The sequence below is a fragment of the Paenibacillus sp. genome (assembly GCF_035645235.1).
Lineage (GTDB): Bacteria > Bacillota > Bacilli > Paenibacillales > YIM-B00363 > Paenibacillus_AE.
In genome coordinates, this window is record NZ_DASQMZ010000089.1 from 1 (window position 1) to 10541 (window position 10541).

The 10541-nt window shown below is 56.5% G+C and carries 10 protein-coding genes, 1 tRNA gene, 1 rRNA gene and 1 pseudogene; 12 read left to right on the forward strand and 1 reads right to left on the reverse strand.

The window, feature by feature from the left end; translation table 11 throughout:
- The 12 genes from rrf to VEZ38_RS08490 form a co-directional block, all read left to right on the forward strand.
- Window positions 1–95: ribosomal RNA gene (gene rrf, locus VEZ38_RS08440) — 5S ribosomal RNA — on the forward strand; the annotation flags it as partial.
- A 1300-nt stretch (window positions 96–1395) separates the two neighbouring features.
- The gene (locus VEZ38_RS08445) at window positions 1396–2742 is read left to right on the forward strand and encodes a putative glycoside hydrolase (RefSeq protein ID WP_324892912.1); all 1347 of its coding nucleotides are present in this window, start codon (window positions 1396–1398) and stop codon (window positions 2740–2742) included.
- Window positions 2743–2808: 66 nt separating this feature from the next.
- Window positions 2809–4269 carry an IMP dehydrogenase gene (gene guaB / locus VEZ38_RS08450; protein WP_324892913.1) on the forward strand — a complete coding sequence of 487 codons (1461 nt, stop codon included), beginning with the start codon at window positions 2809–2811 and terminating at the stop codon, window positions 4267–4269.
- Between the two features lie 140 nt (window positions 4270–4409).
- Window positions 4410–5690, forward strand: a complete 1281-nt coding sequence (locus VEZ38_RS08455) for a D-alanyl-D-alanine carboxypeptidase family protein (RefSeq protein ID WP_324892914.1) — start codon at window positions 4410–4412, stop codon at window positions 5688–5690.
- Between the two features lie 89 nt (window positions 5691–5779).
- Complete coding sequence (gene pdxS / locus VEZ38_RS08460; RefSeq protein WP_324892915.1) at window positions 5780–6664, forward strand: pyridoxal 5'-phosphate synthase lyase subunit PdxS; 885 nt, start codon at window positions 5780–5782, stop codon at window positions 6662–6664.
- Between the two features lie 52 nt (window positions 6665–6716).
- The gene (gene pdxT, locus VEZ38_RS08465) at window positions 6717–7292 is read left to right on the forward strand and encodes a pyridoxal 5'-phosphate synthase glutaminase subunit PdxT (RefSeq protein WP_324892916.1); all 576 of its coding nucleotides are present in this window, start codon (window positions 6717–6719) and stop codon (window positions 7290–7292) included.
- A 48-nt stretch (window positions 7293–7340) separates the two neighbouring features.
- Entirely contained in the window at window positions 7341–8624 is a 1284-nt protein-coding gene (gene serS / locus VEZ38_RS08470) for a serine--tRNA ligase (protein ID WP_324892917.1), read from the forward strand.
- 91 nt (window positions 8625–8715) lie between these two features.
- On the forward strand, window positions 8716–9138 hold the full coding sequence (locus VEZ38_RS20610; RefSeq protein ID WP_414694686.1) for a group I intron-associated PD-(D/E)XK endonuclease: 423 nt from the start codon (window positions 8716–8718) through the stop codon (window positions 9136–9138).
- A gap of 3 nt (window positions 9139–9141) precedes the next feature.
- Window positions 9142–9231: transfer RNA gene (locus VEZ38_RS08475), tRNA-Ser, on the forward strand.
- Window positions 9232–9345: 114 nt separating this feature from the next.
- The gene (locus VEZ38_RS08480) at window positions 9346–9693 is read left to right on the forward strand and encodes a hypothetical protein (RefSeq protein WP_324892918.1); all 348 of its coding nucleotides are present in this window, start codon (window positions 9346–9348) and stop codon (window positions 9691–9693) included.
- Window positions 9690–9878, forward strand: coding sequence for a hypothetical protein (locus tag VEZ38_RS08485; protein WP_324892919.1), 189 nt, complete (start codon window positions 9690–9692; stop codon window positions 9876–9878). The genes VEZ38_RS08480 and VEZ38_RS08485 overlap by 4 nt, the downstream gene beginning before the upstream one ends.
- A 3-nt stretch (window positions 9879–9881) precedes the next feature.
- A complete protein-coding gene (locus VEZ38_RS08490; RefSeq protein ID WP_324892920.1) occupies window positions 9882–10046 on the forward strand; it encodes a small acid-soluble spore protein P in 165 nt (54 codons plus the stop codon).
- Window positions 10047–10083: 37 nt separating this feature from the next.
- Here the strand turns inward: VEZ38_RS08490 and VEZ38_RS08495 are convergent.
- Window positions 10084–10541 (reverse strand): annotated as a pseudogene (locus VEZ38_RS08495) (hypothetical protein); the annotation flags it as partial.

Below are 10541 nucleotides of genomic sequence, written 5' to 3' on the forward strand. Positions count from 1 at the left end.
AACCACGCGTACCCATCCCGAACACGACCGTTAAGCCTTCCAGCGCCGATGGTACTTGGACCGCAGGGTCCCGGGAGAGTAGGACGTCGCCAAGCCGACAAGAACGCCTTCGATCGCACGTCGATCGAAGGCGTTTTTTTGTGTTTTTCTCCCGTTCCCCTCGCACGTATCCCGCCTCGCCTTTTCCTCATCCTTGCGTATGTACAATCAGGGACGTACGGCGAACACAACCAGCGAAGTGGGAAGGGTGTACCTTAAAAGAGTGAACAGAGTTCCCTGAAAGTAGGAAAGGTGTTCCAACTTTTGGGGCTAGGCGAACATTGGGCGGGTGAGCGTGTCGGCGGCAGGCGGCAGTGAGCTGCTAACCGGGAAGCGTAGGTATCGACGGTTAGCAGGCATCAGCAAAGTGGGAAAGGTGTGCCTTGAAAAAGGGAACAGCATTCCCTAAAAGTAGGTAAGGTGTTCCCACTTTGGGGGTTAGGCGAGCTTGGGGCGGGTAAGTGTGTCGACGGTAGGCGCCAATGGGCTGCTAACCGGGAAGCGTAGGGTATCGACGGTTAGCAGGCATCCAGCAAAGTTGGAAAGGTATGCCTTGAAAGAGGGAACCGCGTTCCCCGAAAGAGGGAAAGGTGTTCCCGGTTTGGAGCTGGGCTCTCCCACCGGTTAAACGGATAGAGAAAAAGCGGACCAGACACGGGCTGAGGCGCGGAACGCGGTGGTCCAATGCGAGCCTGTAAGCAAAGTGGGAAATTCGTACATTTAAAAGAAGGAATCGCGTTCCCCGAAAGAGGGAAAGGTGTTCCCACTTAAGAGTGCCGGTTTCACCCAACCGGATTAAGCGAATAGGCAAAAAGCGGACCGTCTGCGGGCTGAGGCGCGTATACGCGGTGGTACGTGCCTCTAGGCAAAGAGGGAAGTGCGTACCTTAAAAGAGGGAACCGCCTTCCCTGAAAGAGGGAAAGGTGTTCCCACTAAGGGCGGGATGTGTCCCGGCGACGGCGTTTCGAGCGAAATGCAGCGCTGGGGCACATCGGCCATGAGTTGCACAAGGGAATATAAAGTGCCTGCGGTAAGCGCAAAGGGAATTGCTTCAAGATGGCATAAGGTGTCAGCTGCTGGCGACCATGGAGGCTGGCGTTAAAAATGCGGGCTGGCGACCATGAGGCTGCATCAGGGGATAAAGTGTGGCTGGCGTCCAGGGTATGGAGGGTTTGTGTGGGGCGGCGGTACAAGTAAGGGGAATAATGGAGACTGTAAACATGCTAATGTTCGGGATGGAAAGGAGCTAAGCTTAATAAATCGGCAGCCGGGCTTCTTGGGCGGTATCGTTCCAGTCTTTACGCCGTATCGCCGACCTAGGTCGCCTCCATAATAAGCGAAGGAGGTGGAGACGGAATGATGAAGCTACGGCGGAATTTTACATTATCCATCATTCTTGGGTGTGCGATTGCGTTCGGAACGGCCGGTTGTACCAGCGATGCGGGGGAATCCGGACAGGGGACGGGCGCCAACTATGGGACAACGGGGGTGTCTCAGGAAAGGCAAACGGAGTTGATCCCTGAGTCCATGATGCACCCCGCGCCGACGACGCAAAAGGGGACAGGGGCAAGGGACAACGCAAAGGACGATGCTGAGGACAAGAGCGGCCTGGAGGTAAGGGTTACGCCGGGGACCGCAGAGACAACGCCATCGGCCCCAGAGATGGTTAAATCCGACGCACCGCCGGAGACCGCCAAGGCAGGACCGCAAAAAGAGCGCAGGAAAGACGTTAAAGGGGTCTATGTCTCGGCCTACGCGCTACAGGGAAAGAAGTGGAACGCGATTTTAAAGCTGCTCGAGGACACGGAGCTTAATGCCTTAGTCATCGACGTGAAGAACGACAACGGGCGCGTCACCTATCCATCGGGCGTGCGAACCGCAAAAGAGATCGAGGCGGACGGTAAACCGAGGGTCAAAGATATGACAGCGTTCCTAAAACCTCTAAAGGAAAAGAATACTTATTTAATCGGGCGTATCGTGACGTTTAAGGATCCGTACTTAGCGGCCAAAAAACCGGAATGGGCGATGAAACGCAAGGACGGAACGGTGTGGCGCGACAAACGCGGCGTCTCTTGGGTCGACCCGTACAATGAAGAAGTGTGGGCGTACAATATCCAGTTGGCGGAAGAAGCGATTCGCGCAGGCTTTGACGAAATCCAGTTCGATTATGTCCGCTTTCCCGAACAAACGAAGGCGATCGACCGAGAGGTTGTCTTTCATAATCCTTATAACGAAAACAAGGATCAAATCATACAACGATTTCTACGTACCGCAAGCAATCGCATCCATCAAGCAGGCGGTTTGACGTCGGCGGACGTATTCGGCTTGACGACGACGACCAAGAACGGCATGGGGATCGGGCAAAAATGGGAGCTCCTGACGCAGGAGGTGGACGCGCTGTCCCCGATGATTTACCCGTCCCACTATGGAGCAGGGAGTTATGGGGCAAAGCATCCCGATTTGCAGCCCTATCGCATCGTGAAGGCGGCGACGCGGGATGCAATACGTCGTAACGCGGCGATGCAAAAAAACGGGGAGCCAACCGCGGACATCCGGCCTTGGCTTCAAGATTTTACGGCGAAATGGATCCGTCCGCACCAGACCTACCGGAAACAGCAAATTCGCGAACAAATTAAAGCATTGGAAGAACAAGGGATCACCCAGTATTTATTATGGAACCCAAGCTCAAGATACTCTATGTAGCGTTCCTTGACCCGTAAATTCGACTCTGTTAGTATTGGCTGTAATGAAAATCGAGGAGGGTCTCCCTTGGCTTGGGAAAATAAATTTGCAAAAGAAGGACTGACATTCGACGATGTGCTGCTCGTGCCTCGCCGCTCCGACGTACTGCCGCGCGAAGCGGACGTATCGACGAAGCTGGGCCCGAATTTGCAATTAAACATACCGTTCCTCAGCGCGGGGATGGACACGGTCACCGAATCGGCGCTCGCGATCGCTATCGCCCGCGAAGGCGGCATCGGCGTTATTCATAAAAACATGTCCGTCGCCCAGCAAGCAGAGGAAGTCGACCGCGTGAAGCGTTCGGAGAGCGGCGTCATCACCAATCCGTTCTCGCTCACTCCGGACCATCACGTATACGACGCGGAAGCGCTCATGGGCAAGTTCCGCATTTCGGGCGTTCCGATCGTGGACGAGTCCAATCGGCTCGTCGGCATCCTGACGAACCGCGATCTTCGATTCGTGCATGACTACTCCATTAAAATCAAAGAAGTCATGACGCGCGAAAACCTGGTAACGGCGCCGGTCGGAACGACGCTTCGGGAAGCCGAAGTCATCTTGCAGAAGCATAAAATCGAAAAGCTTCCGCTTGTCGACGACAATTATCAACTCAAGGGTCTTATTACCATTAAGGATATCGAAAAGGCGATCCAATTCCCGAACTCCGCGAAGGACCCGCATGGACGGCTCGTGGTCGGCGCGGCGGTGGGCATCAGCAAGGATACGTACGAGCGGGCGGCCGCGCTCGTCGAGGCGGAGGTCGATCTGCTCGTCGTCGATTCCGCGCACGGCGCGCACGTCAACATTATCGAGACGGTGCGGAAGCTGCGGCAGACGTATCCGAGCCTGCTGATCGTCGCCGGCAACGTGGCGACCGGGGAAGCGACGCGCGAACTGATCGAGGCCGGCGCATCCGCGGTGAAGGTCGGCATCGGGCCGGGTTCGATCTGCACGACGCGCGTCATCGCGGGCATCGGGGTGCCGCAAGTCACGGCGATTTACGATTGCGCGAACGTGGCCAAGGAATACAACGTGCCGATCATCGCCGACGGAGGCATCAAATATTCGGGCGACGTGACGAAGGCGATCGCGGCCGGCGCGAGCGCGGTCATGATCGGGTCATTGTTCGCGGGAACCGAGGAAAGCCCGGGGGAATCGGAAATTTTCCAAGGGCGTCGATTCAAGGTGTATCGCGGCATGGGCTCGATCGGCGCGATGAAGGAAGGCAGCAAAGATCGGTATTTCCAAGAAAACGAAAGCAAGCTGGTACCGGAAGGCATCGAAGGACGGGTCGCCTACAAAGGCCCGCTGAAAGACACGATCCATCAGCTCGTCGGCGGCCTTCGTTCGGGAATGGGGTACTGCGGCACGCGGACGATCGACGAGCTTCGGTTCGATACGCAGTTCGTGAGAATTACGGGCGCAGGCCTGAGGGAAAGTCATCCGCACGACGTTCAAATTACGAAGGAAGCGCCGAACTATTCGATGTAAGGCGCACGGAACCGGCGGAGCCTCAGGGCTCCGCTTTTTCTTTTTCTTGCCATAGGGCTTTCGAGGCTTTGGACCGCTTCATACCTATGGTACAATGGAAGACGGCAGTTTTATCTTTTACTTTAAAGGGGAATGCAATCATGAAACGACTCGGCCGTTGGGCTGCGATTGTATCTTGCGCGCTGGCTGCGCAATTGTTCGCTCCGCTGCTCCACAGCGCGAAAGCCGCGGAGCAAGTCGACCTCGGCTTGAACGTCAATGCGGCGCTTCTTATGGATGCCGAAACCGGGCAAATCTTGTACGCGGAAAACGAAAACCAGCCCTATCAACCGGCCAGCATGACGAAGATGATGACAGAATACCTGGTCATGGAAGAGATCGAGTCGGGTCGGCTTTCGTGGGACGATATGATTTATACGACGAAGGCGGCCGCCGACGTGATCGGATCGGGGCAGCAGATGGGCGAAGGGCAATCGTACAGCGTTCGGAAGGTGTTCGAATTGCTGTCCATTTACTCGGGCAACGATGCGGCGGTCGCGTTCGCGGAACATATTTCCGGCACGGAGGAAAACTTTGCGAAGCTCATGAACGAAACGGCGCAAAAGCTCGGATTATCGTCCGAATCCCACTTCATTAACTCCACCGGCTTGTCCCGCAGGGATATGGGGGAATACGCCCCGAAGACCATTGAAGGGGAGACGCTGCTGACGGCGCACGACGCCGCGAAGCTGGCGCAAGCAATTATTCTCGAGCATCCGGAAGTGCTGGAAATAACGAAAATTCCGTCGTTGAAATTCAACGAGAACGATCCGAAGCCGATGATCAACTGGAACTGGATGGTCGAAGCGAATAAGGACAACGTAAATTTAAGAAAATATGCTTATGAGGGCCTCGACGGTTTGAAAACCGGGCACACGTCCGATGCGGGTTACTGCTTCACGGGTACCGCGGAGCGAAACGGGATGCGTCTTATTAGCGTCGTGATGGGCGCGAAATCCGAGAACGACCGCTTCGTGGAGACGCGCAAATTGCTCGATTACGGCTTTAACGGCTTCGAGAAGCGTACGATCCTCGCGGCCAAGACGGAGCTGGAAGACGTGAAGACGGTCCATATCCGCAACGGCCTCAAGCAAGACATTCCGGTCGTCGTCGGGGAAGGCATCGAGCTGATCGTAAACAAGGCCGATCAGTCGGTGCCTCAGCTAACGGCGAACGTGTATCCGGAGGACCAGCTGAAGGCGCCGCTCGAGGCGGAGGCGCAGGTCGGTACGGTCACGGTCGCGTACGGGGACCGCACGATGGAGGTGCCCCTCATTATTACGGAAGAGGTCGAGAAGGCCGGATGGTTCCGGATGATGATGAGAGGCATCGGAGGCTTCTTCTCGGGATTGTTCGGCGGCATCGTGGGCCTTTTCAAATAAAGGCTTCATATGTTGCTAAGGCTCCATGGAATGTGTAAAATATACTTTCAGTAATCATTGTTTCGGATATGAAGCGGAGGGCAAGGATCATGGTGCAAACGGGAACGTCCCGCGTCAAGCGGGGGATGGCTGAGATGCAAAAAGGCGGCGTCATTATGGACGTCATGAATGCGGAGCAAGCGAAGATCGCGGAGGCGGCCGGCGCATCGGCGGTCATGGCGCTCGAGCGCGTGCCTGCGGATATACGCGCGGCGGGCGGCGTCGCGCGCATGGCGGATCCGACGATCGTCGAGGAAGTGACGAAGGTCGTCTCGATCCCGGTCATGGCCAAAGCCCGCATCGGTCACTTCGTCGAGGCGAAGGTGCTCGAAGCGCTCGGCGTCGACTACATCGACGAGAGCGAAGTGCTGACGCCGGCGGACGAAGTGTATCACATCGATAAGAACGAATTTACGGTGCCGTTCGTCTGCGGCGCGCGCGACCTCGGCGAAGCGCTCCGCCGCATCGGCGAAGGCGCGTCGATGCTTCGGACGAAAGGCGAGCCGGGCACGGGCAACATCGTCGAAGCGGTCCGGCACATGCGGATGATTCAAGGGCAAATTCGCAAGGTACAAGCGATGTCGAGGGACGAGCTGATGGCCGAAGCGAAAAACCTTGGCGCGCCGTACGACTTGATCTTGTACGTGCACGAGAACGGCAAGCTGCCGGTCGTCAACTTCGCGGCAGGCGGCGTGGCGACGCCGGCGGACGCGGCCTTGATGATGCATCTCGGGGCGGACGGCGTCTTCGTCGGTTCGGGGATTTTTAAATCGGACAACCCGGAGAAATTCGCGAAAGCGATCGTCGAGGCGACTACGCACTATACGGATTTCGCCTTGATCGCGGAACTGTCGAAAAATCTCGGAACGCCGATGAAGGGCATCGAAATTTCGAAGCTCGAGTCGAATCAAAGAATGCAGGAGCGGGGTTGGTAAAACTCCCCGCTTTTTTCACATATTAGAGCGGAAAGCGGAGGTCGACGGCGAAATGAACGTCGGGGTGTTGGCGCTGCAAGGCGCCGTGGCCGAGCATATTCGCAGCATCGAGAGCTGCGGAGCGAAGGGCACGATCGTGAAACGAACGGAGCAGCTGGACGAGCTCGACGGGCTGATTATCCCCGGCGGGGAGAGCACGACGATCGGCAAGCTGATGCGTACATACGGGTTTATCGAGGCAGTGAAAGCATTTTCCGAACAAGGCAAGCCGATCTTCGGCACGTGCGCGGGCTTGATCGTTCTCGCGGAGCGTATCGTTGGCGAACCGGCGGCGCATCTGGGCTTACTGGATGTTACCGTAGCGAGGAACGCGTTCGGGCGGCAGCGGGAGAGCTTCGAAATCGATCTAGAGATGAAGGATTGGAACCGTCCGGTGCGCGCGGTATTTATTCGCGCCCCGCTCATCGAGAGCGCTGGGCCCGACGTCGACGTGCTGGCGTCTTATAAGGACGGCATCGTCGCCGTGCGCCAAGGCCATCTGCTGGGCGCTTCGTTCCATCCCGAGCTGACGGACGACAACAGCATGCACGCGTATTTTATCGAGATGATTCGGCAATACAGCGCATAAGAGATCATTTTCTATTGGAAGGCAGTCGCTTGAGGAGGTCGTACGAACGTGTTGGATATGAAGCTGCTACGCAACGATTACGATAGAGTGAAAGATGCGCAGCTCGCGCGGGGCGGGAAAGCGCTGCCCGAACTGGAGGCGTTCACGTCGGTGGATGCGCGTCGCAGAGAATTGCTGCAGGAAAGCGAAACGCTGAAAAACCGCAGGAACACCGTATCCCAGGAGGTCGCGCGGAAGAAGAAATCGGGCGAGGACGCCGAAGCGCTGATCGTCGAGATGCGCGACGTCTCGGACCGGATTAAGGCGTTGGACGAGGAGACGCGGGTCGTCGAGGAGCAGCTCGACGCGATTCTGATGTCGATTCCGAACGTGACGCACGAGAGCGTGCCGGTCGGCAAATCGGAGGCGGACAATGTCGAGATTCGTCGGAAGCTGGAGCCGCGCGCGTTCGAATTCGAGCCGAAGCCGCATTGGGAAGTCGCCGCCGACCTCGGCATCGTGGATACCGAAGCGGCCGGGAAGGTGACGGGTTCGCGTTTCGTTTTCTATAAGGGGCTTGGCGCGCGTCTCGAACGGGCGTTGATTAATTTCATGCTCGATTTGCATACCGGGGAACACGGCTACGAAGAGATGACGCCGCCGATGATCGTCAACAGCGACAGCTTGCGCGGGACGGGACAGCTGCCGAAGTTTGCCGAGGACGTGTTCAAGCTCGAAGGCCTCGACTATTTCCTCGTGCCGACGGCCGAGGTGCCGGTGACGAACTTCCATCGCGAACAAATTTTGAATGCGGACGAGCTGCCGAAGTATTATACCGCTTATAGCGCTTGCTTCCGATCCGAGGCGGGCTCGGCCGGCAGGGATACGCGCGGACTGATTCGCCTGCATCAATTCCATAAAGTCGAGCTGATCAAGGTGACGACGCCGGAGACGTCCTACGAGGAGCTCGAGACGATGACCGCGAACGCGGAGCGGGTGCTGGAGCTGCTCGGGCTGCCGTATCGCGTGTTGGCGCTCTGTACGGGGGATATCGGCTTCTCGGCGGCGAAGACGTACGATCTCGAGGTGTGGCTGCCGAGCGCGGGCACGTACCGCGAAATTTCGTCGTGCAGCAATACGGAAGATTTCCAGGCGCGACGGGCGCAAATCCGGTTCCGTCGGGACGCGAAGTCGAAGCCGGAATTCGTGCATACGCTGAACGGCTCGGGACTTGCGATCGATCGGACGATCGCCGCGATTTTGGAAAATTATCAGCAGGCGGACGGCAGCGTCGTCGTTCCTGACATTCTGGTTCCTTATATGGGCGGCGCGACGCGTATTGCCAAGAAGTAAGGCATTGTAGCTGCTAGGCGAAGTGTGATACAATGTCGATTGGTAAAGCGGCATCAAGGGGGAACGTCATACCTGTCTAGGGGTGACGGAGGTGGACGATAAGTCTTGGATTACAGCTTTGTCGCAGGCCCGGGTAACGGCCGAGCTAGCAAGACAACGATTTGATGTATACGTCGAACTCGTAGGGAAGGCCCCTTTCGACTTGATCGCTCATAAAGAAGGTCTTCTGTATAGGGTTTCTGTAAAAAGCACGATGTCAACAAAATGTGAGTCGGGGCATTCTTGGGAGGTTCAACTTAAACGAGTCCGTTCTAATAAAACGGGAAATGCCATTCATAAGTTTGATCCCGACTCATGTGACATACTTGCCATTTATATTGAGCAGATTGACAAGGTATGCTTCTTTAATCCGAAGGAAATCAATTGTACCAGCTCAATAACGATTAGAGAAAATGCAACATCAATGGCTAAAAACTGTTGGGTCGTCGATGAACATTTACGCGTGTGGGTTTAACATGGAGGCGTGGCAGAGCGGTCGAATGCGCTGGTCTTGAAAACCAGAGGACTCGCAAGGGTTCCGTGGGTTCGAATCCCACCGCCTCCTCCATATATGGAAAAAGACCCAAGGGGACGGGCTTCCGTTCTCTTTTTTTGTTATGGAAAATGCTCCTTCGCATATTTCGCCTCCGGGATTCGAATCTTAAAAACGGAGGTGTGTCACATGACAAAGACGGACGTATTGACCGTCAATCCCCAAGAATTGGCCCGCGCATGGAACGAGACGCTGCCGGTCGTAATGAACTCGACCGATAAAGCGACGGTCGTCGCCGACGAGCGGGACGCCAACGTGCTTCGCATTCATATCGACACGGCGGGGCGCAGCATGTATTCATTCGATTTTAAATGCACGTATGTGGATTCGCGAGAGGTGAAGGTGGAGGTCGTCGACGTCGAACGCGGCCACGACCAGACCGACGAGCGGAGCGAGATCGTACAGGCTTTGATCGAGGATTACGTGCGGCATATCCACGAGTGCGCACAACGGCTGAAGGGGCTGACGAACGAATGACGAAGGCACACGGAGTCGATAAAAACTTGATGAACGTCGCGGAAGCGTTGGACGGGCCGGAGCTGCCTGCATTGGAAAATCAGCAGCGGAATCAAGAGAAGAGCGATCGCCGGCATCAGGACAAGCTGAATTACCGTTCCCAGCAGCATGAGGCGGAGCAAAACCACCAAGCGGGGGAGAGCTGAGCGATGAGCAAAAAAGGAACGTTCACGGTCGATCCGCATATCGGGCAAAACCATCACAATCCGGCTGCCCACCGGAAGGACCCTGCGCATCCGGTGGAGCCGCTGTCCGGTTCGAAGAAAGTGAAGAACCGGCAGCATTCCCGGGCGAACCAAGGGGAAGGCTCTTAAATAAAACCGAGGCCGTCCGATGCGGACGGCCTCTTCTTTATTGCTGTTCGTCCAGTGCGATCGTTCGAATCATTGGATAAAATCTGGGGGAAATCCCCTCCGCCGCCTCCGAAAGCGGAAAGTTTAACGTCAGACGGAACAAGCGATCGTCCACGCGAAGCGCGATGACGGTCACGGAGCCCGACGCATTGCCGGCATGCAAAATAAACTCGGATTTGGAGCGAATGTCCTCGTCAAAGAACGCGTCCTTCGTATCCTCGACACGATCCCCGACGGCTCTCAGCCCTTCCTCGGCGGACTTTCGCAGCTCCGCCACGTCGGTATCCGCCCCGAGCGGTTCGATGCGTAGGAAGAACTCCCCGAACTCCTTATGGAAGACCATGTCTTTGCCCGGTTCCTCAGGCGTAAATTCGAAGCCCTCCAGCAGATAGAACGCATAGCCCAGCTCGCTTCTCGTTAAAGACGCCGGCACGTTCATTGTTTCGCCCTCTACGG

Coding starts and splice junctions, on each gene's coding strand:
- VEZ38_RS08445 (WP_324892912.1), top strand. CDS start 1,396: ATGATGAAGCTACGGCGGAATTTTACATTATCCATCATTCTTGGGTGT.
- VEZ38_RS08455 (WP_324892914.1), top strand. CDS start 4,410: ATGAAACGACTCGGCCGTTGGGCTGCGATTGTATCTTGCGCGCTGGCT.
- pdxS (WP_324892915.1), top strand. CDS start 5,780: ATGGTGCAAACGGGAACGTCCCGCGTCAAGCGGGGGATGGCTGAGATG.
- pdxT (WP_324892916.1), top strand. CDS start 6,717: ATGAACGTCGGGGTGTTGGCGCTGCAAGGCGCCGTGGCCGAGCATATT.
- VEZ38_RS08480 (WP_324892918.1), top strand. CDS start 9,346: ATGACAAAGACGGACGTATTGACCGTCAATCCCCAAGAATTGGCCCGC.
- VEZ38_RS08485 (WP_324892919.1), top strand. CDS start 9,690: ATGACGAAGGCACACGGAGTCGATAAAAACTTGATGAACGTCGCGGAA.
- VEZ38_RS08490 (WP_324892920.1), top strand. CDS start 9,882: ATGAGCAAAAAAGGAACGTTCACGGTCGATCCGCATATCGGGCAAAAC.